Origin of the sequence: Sinorhizobium terangae (assembly GCF_009601505.1) — a bacterium.
Classification (GTDB): domain Bacteria; phylum Pseudomonadota; class Alphaproteobacteria; order Rhizobiales; family Rhizobiaceae; genus Sinorhizobium; species Sinorhizobium terangae.
In genome coordinates, this window is record NZ_WITC01000057.1 from 245700 (window position 1) to 263122 (window position 17423).

General features: G+C 62.7%; 16 protein-coding genes and 3 pseudogenes. 5 read left to right on the forward strand and 14 right to left on the reverse strand.

All coding sequences use genetic code 11. From position 1 onward, the window contains the following. Positions 1-15 precede the first annotated feature (15 nt). A complete protein-coding gene (locus tag GHK62_RS15110) occupies positions 16-1296 on the reverse strand; it encodes an NAD(P)/FAD-dependent oxidoreductase (protein ID WP_153439963.1) in 1281 nt (426 codons plus the stop codon). Positions 1297-1356: 60 nt separating this feature from the next. Continuing rightward, complete coding sequence (locus GHK62_RS15115; RefSeq protein WP_184108604.1) at positions 1357-2184, reverse strand: transporter substrate-binding domain-containing protein; 828 nt, start codon at positions 2182-2184, stop codon at positions 1357-1359. 224 nt (positions 2185-2408) lie between these two features. Between GHK62_RS15115 and GHK62_RS34300 the strand changes: the two are divergent. Further along, positions 2409-2516 (forward strand): annotated as a pseudogene (locus GHK62_RS34300) (Rieske (2Fe-2S) domain-containing protein); the annotation flags it as partial. 83 nt (positions 2517-2599) lie between these two features. Here GHK62_RS34300 and GHK62_RS15120 read toward each other — a convergent pair. From GHK62_RS15120 to GHK62_RS15140, 5 genes are all read right to left on the reverse strand, one after another. Beyond that, positions 2600-3070 (reverse strand): RrF2 family transcriptional regulator, encoded by a 471-nt coding sequence (locus GHK62_RS15120; RefSeq protein ID WP_153439964.1) that lies wholly within the window; start codon positions 3068-3070, stop codon positions 2600-2602. A gap of 532 nt (positions 3071-3602) precedes the next feature. Beyond that, a complete protein-coding gene (locus GHK62_RS15125; RefSeq protein ID WP_153439965.1) occupies positions 3603-4367 on the reverse strand; it encodes an ABC transporter ATP-binding protein in 765 nt (254 codons plus the stop codon). Next, complete coding sequence (locus tag GHK62_RS15130) at positions 4361-5431, reverse strand: FecCD family ABC transporter permease (RefSeq protein WP_153439966.1); 1071 nt, start codon at positions 5429-5431, stop codon at positions 4361-4363. Before GHK62_RS15130 ends, GHK62_RS15125 begins: the two co-directional genes overlap by 7 nt. Continuing rightward, complete coding sequence (locus GHK62_RS15135) at positions 5428-6567, reverse strand: ABC transporter substrate-binding protein (protein WP_153439967.1); 1140 nt, start codon at positions 6565-6567, stop codon at positions 5428-5430. The genes GHK62_RS15130 and GHK62_RS15135 overlap by 4 nt, the downstream gene beginning before the upstream one ends. A gap of 55 nt (positions 6568-6622) precedes the next feature. Beyond that, positions 6623-7756: an ABC transporter substrate-binding protein gene (locus GHK62_RS15140; RefSeq protein WP_153439968.1), complete on the reverse strand. Its 1134-nt coding sequence runs from the start codon at positions 7754-7756 to the stop codon at positions 6623-6625. A 106-nt stretch (positions 7757-7862) separates the two neighbouring features. Here GHK62_RS15140 and GHK62_RS15145 point away from each other — a divergent pair, with 106 nt between their 5' ends. Continuing rightward, complete coding sequence (locus tag GHK62_RS15145) at positions 7863-8672, forward strand: class I SAM-dependent methyltransferase (protein WP_153439969.1); 810 nt, start codon at positions 7863-7865, stop codon at positions 8670-8672. Here the strand turns inward: GHK62_RS15145 and GHK62_RS15150 are convergent. The 3 genes from GHK62_RS15150 to nirK all read right to left on the reverse strand — a co-directional run bounded on the left by GHK62_RS15150 (position 8664) and on the right by nirK (position 11667). Beyond that, entirely contained in the window at positions 8664-9431 is a 768-nt protein-coding gene (locus GHK62_RS15150) for a Crp/Fnr family transcriptional regulator (protein WP_234886904.1), read from the reverse strand. The genes GHK62_RS15145 and GHK62_RS15150 overlap by 9 nt on opposite strands. Positions 9432-9539: 108 nt before the next feature. After that, positions 9540-10454 (reverse strand): SUMF1/EgtB/PvdO family nonheme iron enzyme, encoded by a 915-nt coding sequence (locus tag GHK62_RS15155; RefSeq protein ID WP_153439970.1) that lies wholly within the window; start codon positions 10452-10454, stop codon positions 9540-9542. An 82-nt stretch (positions 10455-10536) separates the two neighbouring features. Beyond that, positions 10537-11667 carry a copper-containing nitrite reductase gene (nirK, locus tag GHK62_RS15160; protein WP_153439971.1) on the reverse strand — a complete coding sequence of 377 codons (1131 nt, stop codon included), beginning with the start codon at positions 11665-11667 and terminating at the stop codon, positions 10537-10539. Between the two features lie 361 nt (positions 11668-12028). Here nirK and GHK62_RS15165 point away from each other — a divergent pair, with 361 nt between their 5' ends. Beyond that, on the forward strand, positions 12029-13252 hold the full coding sequence (locus GHK62_RS15165) for an NnrS family protein (RefSeq protein ID WP_167528261.1): 1224 nt from the start codon (positions 12029-12031) through the stop codon (positions 13250-13252). A gap of 66 nt (positions 13253-13318) precedes the next feature. Here the strand turns inward: GHK62_RS15165 and GHK62_RS33590 are convergent, their stop codons facing one another. After that, the gene (locus GHK62_RS33590) at positions 13319-13789 is read right to left on the reverse strand and encodes a hypothetical protein (RefSeq protein ID WP_167528247.1); all 471 of its coding nucleotides are present in this window, start codon (positions 13787-13789) and stop codon (positions 13319-13321) included. Between GHK62_RS33590 and GHK62_RS15175 the strand changes: the two genes are divergently transcribed. Further along, positions 13692-15173 carry a M10 family metallopeptidase gene (locus tag GHK62_RS15175; protein ID WP_153439972.1) on the forward strand — a complete coding sequence of 494 codons (1482 nt, stop codon included), beginning with the start codon at positions 13692-13694 and terminating at the stop codon, positions 15171-15173. The genes GHK62_RS33590 and GHK62_RS15175 overlap by 98 nt on opposite strands. Here the strand turns inward: GHK62_RS15175 and GHK62_RS15180 are convergent. The 3 genes and pseudogenes from GHK62_RS15180 to GHK62_RS15190 all read right to left on the reverse strand — a co-directional run bounded on the left by GHK62_RS15180 (position 15158) and on the right by GHK62_RS15190 (position 17242). Then, a pseudogene (locus tag GHK62_RS15180) lies at positions 15158-15495 on the reverse strand (metal-sulfur cluster assembly factor). The gene GHK62_RS15175 and the pseudogene GHK62_RS15180 sit on opposite strands and share 16 nt — an antisense overlap. After that, positions 15482-16012, reverse strand: a complete 531-nt coding sequence (locus GHK62_RS15185; RefSeq protein WP_153439973.1) for a DUF2249 domain-containing protein — start codon at positions 16010-16012, stop codon at positions 15482-15484. Before GHK62_RS15185 ends, GHK62_RS15180 begins: the two are co-directional and overlap by 14 nt. Continuing rightward, positions 16009-17242: pseudogene (locus GHK62_RS15190) on the reverse strand (hypothetical protein). The gene GHK62_RS15185 and the pseudogene GHK62_RS15190 overlap by 4 nt, the downstream one beginning before the upstream one ends. Between GHK62_RS15190 and GHK62_RS34305 the strand changes: the two are divergent. Then, positions 17135-17392: a hypothetical protein gene (locus GHK62_RS34305; RefSeq protein ID WP_234886913.1), complete on the forward strand. Its 258-nt coding sequence runs from the start codon at positions 17135-17137 to the stop codon at positions 17390-17392. The pseudogene GHK62_RS15190 and the gene GHK62_RS34305 overlap by 108 nt on opposite strands. The last annotated feature ends 31 nt before the right edge of the window (positions 17393-17423 follow it).

Below are 17423 nucleotides of genomic sequence, written 5' to 3' on the forward strand. Positions count from 1 at the left end.
TGGGTCTTTCCTGTCTCAGGCGGCGCGTTCGCGCCACCAGTCCTGCGCCTGGAGTTTCCAATAGGTGAGCTGAGCGACGGCGAGCCCGGCAAGCCCGCCCGCCCAAACGAGTCCGAACGGCTGATAGAGCTTGTAGCGCTCCGATTGGCCGAGGATGCCCTCGGCGACGACCTTGCCGCCGATTGCCGTCGTGTTGAGCCCATGGCCGCCAAAGGCCGTGCAGTACCATACGCCCGGGCTCATCCGGCCGATCTGGGGCATCAGGTGCCGGGCGTAAGACATTAGGCCCGACCAGGCGAGCTCGGTCTTCAGACCGGAAAGCTGCGGATAGGTACCAACCATCTCCGCCCTCAGTTCCCGCACGAGCGCATCCGTCGAGGCGGCGCGCGTGGTGATACGCCCACCCCACAGCAGGCGCTTTCCGCCGTCGACGACGCGATAATAATCGCCGGCACGACGGTTATCGCCGATCGCGTCGCCGGTCGCGATCGCCGAAGCGACGAGATCGGGCGCTTCCTCGCTGACCATCACGTAGGTCGCGATCGGCAGGAAGGCGCGCTTGAGCCTGCCATGAAGCGATCCCGTGTAGCCGCCCGTCGTAAAGACGACGGTGCGGGCGCGGACCTCGCCACCCCCGGTCAAGACTCGCTTCTCGGCGCCGTCGAGCACCACCTTGGTCACTGCAGAGGACTCGTAGATCAGGCCGCCGAGGCGCTCGATCTCGGCGGCCAGCGCGCGCAAATAGTTGAGCGGATGCATGTGGAAGGCTCGCCTGTCGCGCAGCGCCTGGAAATAGCGCTTGGACTTCAGCACTGAACGGACCTGGTCGCGGTCGAGGTAGTCGAGTTCGTAGTCGTACAGACGACGCATTTTCTCCGCATGCGCCTTCAGGCTGGCACCGTCCTCATAGCGCAGCACGCTTGTGATTCCGCGTGTCGGCAGGGCATCGCGGATCGCCAACGCCTCGATCGTTTCGCGCACGAAGTCCATGCCTTCGATCGACAGCAGATGGAGGCGACGGGCGGCGTCCTGACCGGCGATCCGTGCGATCTCGGCGCTGCCGGTCGCATAGCCGGGACTGACGAAGCCTCCGTTACGGCCGGAAGCTCCGAAGCCGATGCTCTCGGCCTCCAGGACCGCAACCGCCTGCCCGCCCCTTGCAAGCTGCAGTGCCGTGGTGAGGCCCGCGAGGCCCCCGCCGATGATAACGGTGTCGCAGTCCACTTTGCCTGCGAGCGACCGGCGCACCGTCTGGTCCGCCATGGTTCGTCTGTAATAGCTGTCTGGGTAGGTCATGTCGTGCCGGTCCGCTGAAAACGCAAAGGGCGCGAGCGAAAAACGCCCGCGCCCATCCTGTCAGTCCGCGCTGTAGTCCTTGCCGTACCACTTGGTGGTCAGCGTCGCCAGCGTTCCGTCCTTCTTCATCTCTTCGATGATGCCGCCGACCTTCTCGGTCCACTCCGGATCGACTTTCTCGGCGATGACGACCAGCGGCTCCTTGAAGGCGTATTCGCCGTCCATTACGCGCAGCGGATAGCCGTTCTTGATCGCGTTGAGCGCGGTCTGCTCGGGTGCGATCACCGCGTCGAGGCGCACACCGTTGCCGAGGCGCAGGTCATCGAAGGGCAGCATCGAGTCGGCAAAGGTCCGCACCTCGCCCGGCTCCAGCTTGTACTTGATCGGCGGCAAGCCCGGCGCGTCGATTTCAAGTCGGCGGTTGATGAAGTCTTCCGAGGTTGTCGCCGTCTCGACGCCGATCACCTTGCCCTTCAGATCGTCGGTCGACTTCGCCTCGCTGTCCTTGTGCAGGACGTAGACGTACGGGCTGTAGTAGTAGATGCCGGCGAAATCGATGACCTGGGCGCGCGCCTTGGTGGGTGTCACCGAGCCGACGCCGAGGTCGTAGCGCCCCTGCCAACGGCCACCGGTAAGCGTCGCCCAGTCCGGCGTCTCGAAGCTCACCTCGACGCCGAGGCGCTTGGCGATCTCACGCGAGACATCGATGTCGAAGCCGACCATCTCGTTGTTGTCGTCCAGGTAGCTCTGGGGCGGCCAGCCGCTGTTGGTCGCGACGACCATCGCCTTCTTTTCCATGACGCGATCTAACGTCTCTCCGGCATGGGCAGAGACTGCAGCAGCGACGAATGCAACCCCGATGGCAAGTCGTGCGATGAGCTTTTTCACATGATCCTCCTCTTCGATCCGTCAGCCACGATCCCTCTTTATGTAAGATGTCTGACAACTCCATGTGTAAAGGTGCACCGGCAGGAGTCAAGGGCGATGCCGGATGCGAATCATGAAACGATTAGATGAGACGATGCGATTCCGTGATGAATGATGGCGAAGTTCTGCGGGGCCGAAGGGCCGGGAATCCCGAGAGAGTTTCAGTGCTGAGGAGCGGGGGAGGCCTGGTCCAGAAGGATGCGGTCGAAGGGGTCGATTACGATCTGGAAAGACGGACCAACGTCTGTCTGGCGACCATCGATCAGAACGCCCAGTGCGTTGCGCGCCGGCATCGCACCCCCGCGCCGAACGACAAAGCACGCGGCACACTTCAAACTGCAGACCATCAGTCCGGTTGTTTACGAAGGGTAAGACCTCAACCGGCTTCGCTGCGAAGCGCGGCCACGGTCTCTTTCTTCTCGCCCTCTTCCTTCTCGCCGGCGGCGAACTGTTCGAGCGTCATGTTGTCGAGAATTCCTGCCATGGCATCGCGCACGACCACCATCGAGCGCCGCACGTGACAGTTTTCCGGATCACGACAGTCGTCGCAGGCTTCGAAGGCCGTGCGGCTGGCGCAGCGGATCGGCGCGAGCGGGCCGTCGAGGGTGCGGATCACCTGGCCGACGCGGATTTCTGTTGCCGGACGCGCCAGCGAATAACCGCCGCCCGGGCCCTTCTTGGAGCGAAGGAACCCGGCGTTCCTAAGTTCCAGCATGATCGTGTCGAGGAATTTCTTCGGCAAATTGTTTCGGACGGCGATGTCGGTGATAAAGGCCGTCTCGCCCGGCTGAAGCTGGGCAAGGTCAACCATTGCCTTCAGACCGTATTTTCCTTTTTTCGTGAGCATGAGGCATCGCTTTCGAGAAGGAATTTTGCACCGCATGTTCCCTTAAATCGTAGCCGGTTTAAGGGCGAAAACTTGCGGCAATTCAACGTACTACGACGTCCTTTCGCGTCAGACAGACGCGCCGCGCGGGGGGTAGCGCCCAACACGCCGCGCATCGTGACGGCCCAGACGTTCCCTTTCTGCATGTTGCCTTTAATCGTAGCCGATTAAAGGACAAAAACATGCAGCAATTCAAAGTGCTACAGCGACCTTAGCGCGTCTGATAAGACGCGCGACGCTGTAGGCATCTTAGATATATATTATATAGATCAAGCCCATTCCGGCGGCAAGAATTCAAATCAGTTTGCAGATAGATTTACTATGAAGCTGACCGTCGAGCGTGTTGCAGAAACGGGCATTGCGGTTGCCGGACTGCTTTCGTACCGCCGATGACATCCCCGGCGACAATCGCTCCCGTCCCAGCGGCAAACCGGGTCGATCGCTGCGGCGGCAGCGATCCTCGGACGGACAGCATTTAGGTCTCGGCCGACTGTCAGGCGGCCTGGATGGAATCGTCGACGATGACGACCGGGCGGCCCATGGAGCAGGCCTCGACGCGGGCTTCGACGCGATAGACGGATTTCAGCATCGCGGCCGTGATCACGTCCGGCGTCGCGCCGCTGGCGATCACCGATCCGTTGCTGATCACGATGGTGTCGTCGCAATAGCGCAGCGCGTGGTTGAGGTCGTGAAGCGCGATCAGCACCGCCATCCCGGATTGCGCCGACAACCGCTTCATGAAGCCGAGCACCTCGATCTGGCGGAAGAGATCGAGCGCGGATGTCGGCTCGTCCATCAGCAAGACTTCGGGCTTGCGCACCAGCGCCTGCGCGATCGAGACGAGCTGGCGCTGACCGCCGGAAAGTTCGCCAAGACCGCGGAATGCCAGGTCATCGATCCTGAGTGCGGCGAGCACACGATCGATTTCGGCAAGCTCGCCGTCCTTGACCTTCCAGCCGGAGGATCCCTGCTTCGCTGAAAGCAGGACCGACTCGTAAACGGTCAGCACTGCATTCGCCCCGGTGTCCTGCGGCATATAACAGATCGCCTCCGGCCCCTTCGCCGTATCGGAGAGGTGAACGAGGCCGGGGCCGCCAGCGAGCCCGGCAATGCGCTTGAAGAGCGTCGATTTGCCGGCGGCATTCGGACCGATCACGGCAGTCAGGCCACCACCCCGCAGCATGCCCGTATTGACGTCGGACAGGACCACGCGCCGACCGTATGTCGCGCCAAGCTTTTCCAGCGTCAGGGCTACCATGAGCGTCTCCTGTTGGTGAAAATCAGGACGAAGAAGAAGGGAACGCCGACGAGCGCCGTGATGATGCCGATCGGCAGCACCGCGCCGGGGATCAGCATCTTGCTGACGACGGACGTCACCGAGAGCAGGAGCGCACCGCAAAGAACGGACGCCGGCAGGAAGAAGCGCTGATCCTCGCCGACCAGCATGCGGGCGATATGCGGCCCAACGAGACCGACGAAACCGATGGTGCCGACGAAGGAGACGGGGATTGCCGCAAGCAGGCTGACCGTCAGCATGGTTTCGAGCCGCAGGCGGCGGACATCGATGCCGAAGCTCGCCGCCTTGTCGTCGCCAAGTCTCAGCGCCGTCAGCGCCCAGGCATGGCGCGCAAAGAGCGGCACGGCGACGAGGAGCACTGCGCCAGTGATCCAGACCTTCGGCCAGGTCGCCTTGGTGAGGCTTCCCATGGTCCAGAACACGACAGCGGCAAGCGCCTGCTCCGACGCCAGATACTCAAGCAGCGACAAAGCCGCATTGAAGGTGAAGACGAGGGCGATGCCGAGGAGTACGATCGTCTCCACTGTCACGCCGCGCATGGTCGAGGCGAAGTGGATGAAGAGTGCCGCCACCATCGCCATTAGGAAGGCGTTGATCGGCACCATGTAGTGAACGGCGACTGGAAAGATCGCCACGCCGGCGACGAGGCCGAGCGCTGCGCCGAAGCCGGCGGCGGCGGAAATGCCGAGCGTGAAAGGGCTCGCCAGCGGGTTGGCAAGGATCGTCTGCATTTGCGCACCCGCCACCGAGAGCGACGCGCCGACGGTGACCGCCATCAGCGCGATCGGCATGCGGATGTCCCAGATCACCACGCGAAGCTGGTCGCCGACCGTCTCCGGCCGGAACAGGGCCGCGAGCACATCGGCGAGCGGATAGTTCGCCGGCCCGAGCGCCATGTCGACCGCGACCGACACGAAGAGCGCCGTGACGAGAGAAGAGATCAAGAGCAACCGACGCAGGACGAGGGCGCGGTAACGCCCGCGCCCCTCGACAGCGGAGAATTCTCCCACAGCCGCAACCATCATTCACCCCCTTGCCGAAGCGAAACGAAATAGCCGGGCCGGTAGGCGATCGGCAGGAATGTTTCGTGAAACTCGCGGAAGGTGCGGTCCGGATCGATGTCGGCGAAAAGCTCCGGGTGGAACCACTTGGCAAATTGCTGGATCGGCACGAACTCATAGGGTGCGCCGTAGAACTGGTGCCAAACGGCGTGCACCCTGCCCTCTTTCACCGCCTTGAGCGTCGTGAAGCCCGGCCGCTGCATCAGAGCCGCCAGCCTTTCCCGGGCCGCCGCCGGTTCGGCGCCGCGGCCGACATTGACGAACTGGTTGATGTCGGACTCGGCCGCCCAGTTGCTGCCGGTGACAATCACATGCTCCGGATCGGCGACGACGAGTTGTTCGGGGTTGAGATCGACGAAGTTTGTTGTGGTCACATCCGAGCCGATATTGTGGCCGCCCGCCTTTTCCACCATCTCGCCGAAATTGGCAGGCCCAAACGTCCTGCAGCAGGCGGTTTCGCCGGTGATGCCGGGCGAACGTTCGATGAAGACCTTCGGGCGCTTGATCGCGCCGGCTGCCGCCAGACGGTCGGTCACCAGCGCGATCTGGGCCCCACGCCACGCGATGAATTCCTTCGCGCGTTCCTTCGCGCCAAAAAGCGCGCCGAGGATTTCGACGGATTTCACGCTGTTCTTCGCCGGGTCGACGCGGAAGTCGAGAAAGACGACGGCGATACCGGCGGCGGCCGCCTTTTCGATGAAGCCGGATTCCTCGACCGCCTGCTGTGCTTCAAGGTTCAGCGTCAGCACGTCCGGCTTCAGGGCGATTGCCGCTTCGAGGCTGAAGTCGCCGCTCGGTATATAGCCGAACAGCGGCAGGTCCGCGATCGCCGGAAAGCGCTCGCGATAGGCAGCGTAGGAATCCGGATCCTTCTTGATCAGGTCATCGCGCCACCCGACGATCGTGTCGAAGACATGCTCGCCCCTCAGCGCCGCTGCCACGTGGATCTGCCGCGCCTCGCCGAGCAGCACCCGCTTGGCCGGGAGTTCGAGCTCGATCCGGCGGCCGGTGACATCGGTGATTTCCGCGGCCATCGCAGGTGCAGCGATGAACACGGCTAGGGCGGCCAGCGCCGGGAGAAGTTTCTTGAAGAGCGACATATGCAACCCTCGTGACAGGCGCGCCGGAGGCCCCTTCCCTCCGGCGCCCGATCCTTTATTGACCGACATTCAGCGAGACGAAGTAGCCACCCTTGTAAGGCAGCGGCAGGAAGCGCTCGTGCAGTTCCTTGAACGTCGCCTCGGGATCAAGATCCTTGAAAAGGTCCGGGTGCAGCCATTTGGCGATCTGCTGGACGGCGACGAACTGATAGGGGTTGTTGTAGAACTGGTGCCAGATGGCATGGACGTTGCTGTCCTTGACGGCTGTCACGCCGGTGAAGGCCGCACGCTTGGTGAGATTCTCAAGCTTCCGGCGTGCTTCCGTCTCGTCGGCGCCATAGCCGACACCGACCCAGGCGCCACCCGGCACGTAACCCTGCCAGTTGCCACCGGTGATGATGATCTGATCCGGGTTGGCGGCGATGATCTGCTCCGGATTGACCGTGCCGAACGTGCCCGGGATGATGTCCTTCGCCATGTTCACGCCGCCGGCGAGTTCGACCATCTTGCCGAAATTCTCATTGCCAAAGGACATGCAGCAATCGTCGGAATAACCGCCTGCGCGTTCAACGAAGACGAGCGGCTTTTTCGCGTCAGCCTTGGCGAGCACGTCGGTCACCCTGGCGATGTTGTCGGCGCGGAACTTGATGAACTCCTCGGCCTTTTCCTCTTTGCCGATGAGCTTGCCCATAATGCGCATGCTCGGCTCGGTGTTTTCCATCGGCTTCTCGCGGAAATCGACGTAGACGAGCGGAATGCCGACCTTGCCGAGCTTTTCGATGTACCCGGCCTCCTCCGTCGCTGTCTTGGCGTCGACATTCATGAGCACGACGTCCGGCTTCAGAGCCACGGCCTGTTCTATGTCGAAGGTTCCGTCCTTCATGCCGCCGAAAGCCGGCAGCTTGGCGATGTCGGGGTATTTTGCGAGGTAGGCGGCATAGCTTTCCGGGTCGGCCTTTGACAGGTCGTCGCGCCACCCAACGACGCGCTTGAACGGCTCTTCCCGGTCGAGCGCGGCGAGGAAATAGATCTGGCGCCCCTCGCCGAGGATCACGTGCTTGACCGGCACCTCGACCTCGACGTCCCGACCGGTGACGTCCCTGATCTTGACCGTTTCGGCTAAAGCCGGGGCCGTAAAAAGGACGCACGAAACCATGGCGGCGGTGGCCACCCTGTTGAAAAGCCTCATCGTTCTTCGCTCCGCTAAAAAATTGTGGCGATCTAATATTTCATGACTTTATCAGTCAACATTTATCTTTTAGAACGCTTCCAAACCTGCGATTTAGGGGATCGGGATGAGCGACGTGGCAGAGCGGCGGAACTATAATCTTCGCGACGAAATCAAGGCCTACTGGTCGGAACGTGCGGCAACCTTCGACCTTTCTCCCGGGCACGAAATTTTCTCCGAGGAAGAGCGCGCGGCGTGGCACCGGCTGATCCGGCACCATCTCGGAGAGGGCGAAGGCCGCATGGCGCTGGATCTCGCAAGTGGCACGGGCGTTGTCTCGCACCTGCTTGATGATCTCGGCTTCCAGGTGACCGGCCTCGACTGGGCCGAGCCCATGCTCGAGCAGGCGCGCAACAAGGCGCGCGAGCGCCGGCGCAAGATTTCGTTTCGCATGGGCGATGCCGAAAACACGATGGAGCCGGACGAGCACTACGACGCGGTGGTCAACCGGCATCTGGTCTGGACGCTGGTCGACCCGGCCGCGGCCTTTGCGGAGTGGCTGCGCGTCCTGAAACCGGGCGGCACGCTGCTTGTCGTCGACGGTGACTTCGTCAACACGAATGCACTGGAGCGGCTTTTCTCAAAGCTCAGCGCCTGGGGCCAGCGCGCCGGGCTTCTGAGGGCTGACACGCCATCCGGTTCGCGCGAGATGATGGAGACCCACAGGAGCATCCTCTCCCGCGTCCACTTCTCGCAAGGCGCGCGAGCCGAGGAGGTGGCCGAACTCCTGCGCAAGGTCGGATTCGTCGACGTCGAGATCGATACCGATCTCAGCGAAATCCATCGGACGCAGGCGAGAAACTGGAATTTTTTCAAGGCGCTCGCACGCAAGAGCCAGCACCGCTACGCAATCCGGGCAACCAAGCCGTCAAGTTGAAGGGTGCTCTTTCGGAGTGTTCCGCCCCCGATTTGCGTGAAACTGTCTTTCTTCAGCCTGCTCGGCCAAACGCTTGAGGCCGGGGATGTCACACAGGACGAGCTTCTGCCGACCGCCCTGGACAAGCCCCCGTCCTTCCCAGGCACTTAAAATCCGCGAAACGGTATGCAGCGTGGTGCCGGTCATTTCGGCGATATCCTGCCGTGAAATCGGGAAATCGATGCGCACCCCGCTCTCCTCCCGTCGGCCGGCCTTGTCGGCAAGCCGCAGCACCGCATGCGCAACCCGCCGTTCGACTTCCTCGGTCGACATTTCCCGGATTCGGGTATGCGCCTCATCCAGCCGTTGGCCGATCGTATGCATGGCGTTTACGGCGAGGTGCGGGTTCATCTCGACAAAGACGTTCCAGAGTTCCGTCGGCCAGGCAAGCACTAGACTTTCGGTCGCCGACGTCGCGGTTCCGGGATAATCGTTGCGCTGAAGGGCGCGAGCAAAACCGAAGAGATCGCCGGGATTGACGACGCGAACGATGATCTGTTGGCCGTCCCGCGTGACCTGGGTCACCTTCAGGCGTCCATGCAGCAGCAGGTAGAAGAAATCCGCCGTACCCCCCTGCTCGAACACCGCCTCGTTCTGCGGAACGCGCCGGACGGTCGCGTGGGCCAGCAACTGATCGAGCTCCTGGTCGCTCATCTTCTGAAACAATGGGAGTGATTTTACGAGTGTTCGGTCGAGCGCGGCCACGTCGTTCCTTGTCATCTGCCGTTCCGAGATGGCGGCTGCTATATCATACAGCACCTGAGCAACAAAGGACTGCCCGTCGTCCGCGCGGGCCTCAACGGCCGGCCCGGGACGGCATGTGCGCTGTCATACCGCACCCTCGCGACGACGTTCGAAGGCATAGAGCAACCGGGCATACCAGCGATCGTCGCGCACCAGGCGGAAGCCGAGATTGTCCGGCGGAACGCCGACGGCACAACCGCCGCTCTTCGGCTCGCGCACAAAGAAGCTCATCGACGCGCGGTGCTTGCCGTCGACGACATAGATGCCGCAGGCGGGCTGTTCCTTCAGCACCTCGCCGTGCTCGCCGATCGTCACACGGCGATGGCAGGTCCTGGTCCATTCCCAGACATTGCCGCCGACATCCGCCACGCCGTATTCGTTCTCGCCGAACGTGCCGCGCGGCTGGGGCCGCGGATCGGGCGACTTCTCGCGGCTCGCCTCACGCTCATAGTCGGCGAGCCAGCGGAGCGCCGGATTGCCGCTTTCGGCATCTATCCCCAACGCATCGTCGGGAAATTTGCTGCCGGCGGCGAAGGCCCATTGCTCGTCGGTCGGAAGCCGCCAGACCTGTCCCGTCTGTGCCGTAAGCCACTTGGCGTAGTTTTCTGCATCGCTGTAGTTTACGCCCGTGACAGGGACGTCCTTACCGCCATTTGCGGCCTCCGACGCCTCGCAGGCGCCATCCTCGACACAACGGCGATATTCACCGTGGCTCACCTGGTACTTGGTGATCGCGAAGGGTGCCCTGAGCGCGGCATCGACCAGAGGCGCGTCGACGGCCAATCCGCGTTTCAGGAAGTGCCCCTCGGCGCGATAGCGCATCTGCCTTGGCCCGATGACGACGGTCTCCGGCCCTTTGATCGCAAGGCCGGAGACCGGCCCCACCGGATCGAACAGGCCGAGTTTCGCCGACAGTGTGACGCCGAGCGCGACGAGCAGAGCCGCCGGTACAGTCAGCGAGAGGATCGACGGCGAGGTTTTCCGGTTCTTCTTGCTCATGGCTTGGTTTCCGGATGGGACACTTGTCATAGCCGACGCGGGAGATCTGGCAGCCCCGCGGCGGCACTTCGTAAGTATCAGCTTACATCGATGCCGGTTTGACCACCGACGTCATCAGGTCGTCGTTCCATTCGCCGGTGACCTTGAAATGGCCGGCCGCGCCGAGTTCGAACGCTTCGATCAGATTGTGGTTGACGTAGGCATAGATGCCGGGCTGCCGGAATGTGTAGAAGGCCGCGCCCGCCGTGCCGCCGGGGATGAGCCATGTCTCCTGATCGAGGTCCGGCGGGTTGCGGAACTTGCCGGTCGCCCAGACGTAGTCACCATGTCCGCCGATCAAGTGCGGCCGCGTATCGCGGTTCGCCTGCGAATGGATGATCAGCACCCGTTCGCCGACGGCAGCCGTCAGCGCGTTCTCGCCGGTAAGCGCCCCAACGGCGCCGTTGAAGACGACGTGCGTCGGGGTCAGCGTACGCATGGCCTTGACCGTGTCTTCGTAGGCATCGCCGGGCGTTTCGTATTTCTTGAAGTTGCCGGCCTCGTCGCGTGGCACGTAGAAATCCTGCTCGCCGACATAGTAGATGCGGTCATAGGTGAGCGGTTGGCCCTTTTCGTCCTTGAGGCCGTCGCGCGGCAGCACCATGATTGCGCCGTTCATGCCCGAGGTGACGTGCCAGGGCACCATGCCTTCCGGCGCGCAATGATAGACGAACACGCCCGGCTTGGTTGCCTTGAAGCGCAGAACCGCCTCTTCGCCGGGATTGACCTTCGTCAGGCCGCCACCGCCGAGCGCGCCGGTCGCGGCGTGGAAGTCGATATTGTGCAACAGCGTGTTGGTGTCCGGATTGATCAGCGTGAGTTCGACATAATCGCCCTCGTGGACGACCATCAGCGGGCCGGGGACCGAGCCGTTGAAGGTCATCGCGTTTATTTCCGTTCCGTCGCCGTCGATCACCAGCTTCTTTTCCTGAATGGTCATCGTGAATTCGACGATGCGGGGGCCGGTTTTCGCCACCTGGTCATGCGAATGGACGAACGGCGGGGTAACGAGATCCACCTTCACGCGCGGCAAGGTCGAAATGTCGACCGGCGCGGTGGCCGCGGCTGCAGGCGCCGCCTGCGCCGTCGCCGTCTGCAAGAGTGGCGTCAAGGCGCCTGCAAAAGCCGCGCCGGCAAGAACCGTCCTGCGAGTCATCTGAAGCTGTTCACTCATCATCGCTCTCCTTGAGCATGATCACGGCGCCGGGATTGGCTGCCGAAAGATCAAGCCGATATTCAACGTGTTACGGTCGCCAATACCTCTCGGCCGGCTCACCGTTGCTTTGCTCGCTGCTTTTTCAGCGTTCGTATTCCAAGTAGAACCAAATCCCATCGACATCTTTGTCTTGGAACAAACGTTTCCCGTTGGCTTGGGTATTTTGGAGAATTCACGTGCGCACTTTGTCGCACCTTCACCAATACTTGCGTATCAGCAAAGCGCCCCAATACTTGCGTTTTCGCAAAGAATGGACCTCCCCCCATGGTACTCGGTGCCATCCCGATATCGGTCGGGATCCCGCAGACAGGATCGGACAATGTTTCATATGCGCAGCAAATCGCCGCCCCCTGGCGGCATCCCGCGCGGGCTTGCCACCACCGGGCCCGTTCTCTTCTCCTATGGCTTCAGACCATTCTTTCTCGGCGCCGGTCTCTGGGCGATCGGCGCGATGGCCGCGTGGGTCGCGGGGCTGAGCACCGGCATCGACATCGCGGGGGGCTATGGCGCCGCGCACTGGCACGCCCATGAAATGTTGTTCGGCTTCTCGTCCGCCGTGCTTGCAGGCTTTCTTCTGACCGCGGTACCGAACTGGACCGGCAGGCTTCCCGTATCCGGCCTGCCGCTCGCTGGGCTCTTCGGCCTCTGGGTCGCGGGCCGGTTGGCGCTCCTCGCAACCGATCTGCTCGGCCTGATGCTGGCGGCTGTGATCGAGGCACTGTTTCTTCCGACGCTACTCGCGATCTGCGCCCGTGAAGTGATCGCGGGGCGCAAATGGAAGGACCTGAAGGTCGTCGGCGGGCTGGTGCTTCTGTCCTGCGCCAACGTGCACTTCCATCTCGCCGTGCTGGCGAACGCCAATGTCGATACGTTTGCAAGGCTGGCGATCGGGGCATACGTCATGCTGATCATGATCGTCGGGGGACGGATACTGCCGAGCTTCACGCGCAACTGGCTGAACAAGTTCGGCCGCAGCGATTTTCCGACACCTTATAATCGCTTCGACACGGCCACCATCCTGACGGGCATTGCCGCGCTCGCTTCGTGGGTGCTGACGCCGGAACATGTGCTCACCGCCGCAATCGCGACGATCGCATCCGTGCTGCACATGGCCCGCCTGCTTCGCTGGCGCGGCTGGACGACTTATCCCGAGAAGCTGCTCGTCGTGCTGCACGTCGCCTATGCCTTCGTGCCGCTGGGATTCGCCGGGATTGCCGCAGGCGCGCTTGGCGCAGTCGGGGAATATCCGGTGCTGCACATCCTGGCCGTCGGCGTCATCGCGTGTATGATGCTGGCGGTGATGACCCGCGCAAGCCGCGGACACACCGGCCGGCCGCTGACGGCGTCGCCGATCACCAGCGCATCCTACGTGGCGATCATAGGCGCGGCGCTGCTGCGGCCTCTCGCAGAAATCGTGCCGACCTACTACCACGTGCTCGCCGCCGCATCGGGCACCTTGTGGATATGCGCATTCACGCTGTTTATCCTGGAATACGGGCCGATGCTGGCGTGTAACCGCCGCTCACCGCGCGGCGCAGCCTGAGATCCGTTCGAAGCTGCGTCGAACCCCTGTGACTCTCGCCGGCGGCAGCGCCCCGCCGGTGGTTAGCTACTGCTTGAGTCGCAAGATAGCCTTCCGCGCTTCCTCAGCCAGGGCGTGGTCCGGGTGACGGCGAATGAAGCGTTCATAGGCCTCGACCGTGTTCTTCGCCTTCACCCGTTCGAACTCGGACCTGACGGCGACTTCAGGATCCGGAGGCTTCTGCATCTCTATCCCGTCTGCTTTTGTTGCGCCTTGCACGGAGGTCGACATCCCCATCACGAGGATGGCGAAACCGACCGATTTCAATAATCCATGCATGGCCACAAAAATGTCTCCAATTTTAACGATCGGCTTATGAGAATCGTATCTCGCGGCGGCTATTGTCCCGGACGCGAGCTTCCAGGCGCTCAGCGCCATCACGTCAAGATCGGGAATTTGCATGAGCGGAACGGGCAAATCCATCAAAATTGTGAAGCCAACCGGGAACAGCCTGATTGATGGAGTGCTCTCGAATGCGGCCTGGTACGGCACGATCACCTATGCCTTTCCGACAGCCGCCGGCAGCTACAGCTACAGCGGGGAAAAGAACAGCGGCTTCGCTGCCGTGTCGACCGCTCAGAAAAACGCCGCGCTCTTCGCCATGGAGCAGTCCTTCGGTTCCGCCGCCAATGACGGCTTTTCCGTCGAGGGCTTCACCAACGCCAGCTTCGCGCTTGGCAACGCCAGCACCGCGTCGGTTCGGTTCGCGCAGTCGAAGCTGCCCAGCACCGCCTATGCCTATTATCCTGGCACCTATGCCGAAGCCGGCGACGTCTGGTTCGGCACCGCCTATGCCGGCACCGTCAACGACTACCGCACGCCCGTTGCCGGAAACTACGCGTGGCACACGCTGCTGCACGAGCTTGGTCACGCCCTTGGCCTGTCGCACGGGCATGATCCCGACGACTTCGGGGCGCTGCCCGCGCAATACAATTCGATCGAATTTTCGGTCATGACCTACAGCGGCTTCATCGGCTCCGGCAACGCCTATTGGTACGAGCGCTTCGGTGCGCCGCAGACCTTCATGATGGCCGACATCGCCGCGCTGCAGGAGATGTACGGCGCCGACTTCACGACCAACAGCGGCAATACCGTCTACAAATGGACACCGGGCAGCGGCGCCACGCTGGTCAACGGCGCGACCGCCATCGCCCCAGGCGCCAACCGGATTTTCGCGACCGTCTGGGATGGCGGCGGAAACGACACCTACGACCTTTCGGCCTACAGGACCGGGCTCAAGATCGATTTGCGCCCCGGCCAGGCCTCGACCTTCAACGCCGACCAGCTCGCCTATCTCGGCGGCGGCCCGAACGACGGCTTTGCCCGCGGCAATATCTTCAATGCCCTGCTTTACCATGGCGACACGCGCTCGCTGATCGAAAACGTTCTGGGCGGATCGGCCAACGATTCGATCATCGGCAACCAAGCCGCCAACACAGTGCGCGGCTATGCCGGCAACGACGCGCTGAGCGGCGACCGCGGCAACGACTTGCTCGACGGCGGCGTCGGCAATGACAGCCTGTATGGCGGCGCCGGAGCCGACAGGCTGGTGGGCGGGACCGGAGCCGACAGGTTTCTCTTCAAGTCGCTTGCGGAAACGACCGTCGCCACCACCGGCCGCGACACGATCTACGATTTCGTCGCCTCGCAATCCGACAGGATCGACCTTTCGACGATCGACGCCAACACGACGGTGACGGGCAACCAGGCATTTGTCTTCGTTGGAACAGCCGCGTTTTCCGGCGGCAAGGGCGAGCTACGCTACGACCGCGCGGCCTCCGACACCTATATTTATGGTGACGTCAACGGCGACAGAAAGGCGGATTTTGCCATTCATCTCGATGATGCCGTCGCCATGCAGAAGGGCTACTTCATTCTCTGAGCGGGATTGCCGCTTCGATGAAGCGCCGGCGCCGTGGCCATCCTGTCCGGCGTCCAGGGCGGCTCGTAGGTCAGCCGCACCTCGGCATATTCGACGCCGGGGACGACCAGACGCAGTTCTGCACCGCCTCCTTGAGGAAGGCCGTCGCGGGGCAGCCCTTCACGGTCGTCGTCATGGTGACACGCACGACGCCGCCTTCCTGAACCTCGATGTCATAGATCAGACCGAGGTCGACGACGTTCGATCCCAGTTCCGGATCGATGACGATTCGCAATGCGTCGCGGATCCGCTCGACCAGTTCGTCGTTATCAGGCGCCGACATGATGAGCTGGCTTTCCGGCGCGAATGAGGATGCGATAGACCTCGCCGGTCACATCGAAGTTTCCGGCCCAGCGATGACCGCGCTTCGCGAGCTCGGGATAGAGGAGAAGCGGCTCGCGCGAGAGCAGCGCGAAAAGCACTTCGCCGACTTCCATCTTCTCGAGCGCGGCAAGGATGCGCACCATAGGCTCCGGCGGATCGAGGTCGGTGAGGTCGAGCTGGCGCGCCGGATCCGGCCATCCATCCAGATCCATGTCCCCGGCCGACATGCGGATGTCGTCGACCTGTCCTTCCGGGGTAAACAGCACCGCCCAGTCGCCATTGCCGAGGTCCTCCTCCTGGTGGGAAAACCCGCGCCCGGCCATGACGCTGAAAAGCGGCACCGGCCGGAACGAGGCGATGAGCCTCAGGCCTTGTCCGGGAACGAGGTTGTCGACGGCGTTCATGATCACCTGAAAAGGATCACCGCCGCCACGCAATATCGGCCGGACGTCAAGTGCATGGGGTTCAATGGTCATGGTTGTCTCCACAACGGAAGGGACGGCAGGAAAAGGTGCGGACGAACGGCACCTGTCGGCAAACGGAGAGTGGCGGGTACGTTCGAAAGCCGGCGCGCGCGGGTGAACTCAAGGACAAGCACCAAGATTGCGACCAATTGGCAAAGGCTGGCAAGCCGGAAAAGCGGTTGCGCACCGACCGAGAGACTGAGGGTTGCGACAAGCACCGATGTATAGAATGCACGAAACCAGCCAAGCGCCCGCCTTTCGACGACCAGATCCTGAACACGCGGTGTCGGGGTGCGGCCGAGCGCCGGACCATAACATTCGAGCCAGGTCATGAAGGGAATGATCTTGTAAAGCTGCGCAAGACCCATGCCCGTCAGCCATCCGAAAGCTACGAGATAAACGAGCGAACCGATACCCTGTTCCATACGGTCGGTCACGAGCAGTCCAATGAAAAGAACGGTCGCGGCTGCGAGCGCGCAGAAGGCACCGATGCCGGCGCGGGCGTTGAGTTCGATTTCCCGCCTCCTTCGCTGCCGGTAGATCCGGAGGATATCGCTGGCATAGACCACGACGGCAAGCACGCCGAGAAGGGCGGCAAGGAGCAACAGGGCGAGACGGCCGAACGAGCCCGTCAGAATGAGCGGAACGACGCCCGTTACGAGGCCAAGCGCAGCGCTGCCGGACAGCCAGACGATCCTGGTGCTGCGACGCTCGGCATCCGGCGAAAGCATGAACATGGTCAAGAGACGATAGCTGACGCCCATCGTTGTAAAGGTCAGCCAGCCGCCAAGGCCGAGTACGGCATGCAGCGAGACCCCTTCCAATGTGAGAGCGATCGCCGCGCTGGTCTCCACCACGCCGCCAAGGACAAAGGCATAGGTTCCGCCGAGCAGCACCGTTACGACCAGTGCCGCCGAGACCGACGACGACGAACCGCGCGGTGAGCGGCAGCGGACGGGCGCGCCACAGCGTCACCGCGAACGGGATTCCGACACAGGCAAAGCCGGCTATCGTCAGCACTGCCGCCACCGGAAGCACGACAGGCGGCAGATCGATGCTGCCGGAAAGCCCCGCGAAGCCGAAGACCAGGCCGGCGATGCCCGTTACAAGAAGCGCCAGCGCGGGAAAGGCGAGATGGGCGCAGCAAAGCGGCCGGCCGACAAGGACCGGCACGAACTGCAGCAGCGCGCCCGCCATCAGCAGGCTCAACCAGCCGAGCGCGATCGTGTGAACCAGCGCCAGGGTCTCGGGCGCCTCAATGGCCGCGGCCGGATATCCGTAGCCGAGCACCATCATCGCCTCGCCAATTACGAGAAAGGCGAGTGCGGCCGCAAAATAGGACATGGTCCAGCGGGAAAGCGTGGCCCCGAACATCTTCATTCACCTGGTTGACCGGATCACGTGAAGCAATCGGGGTCACGTG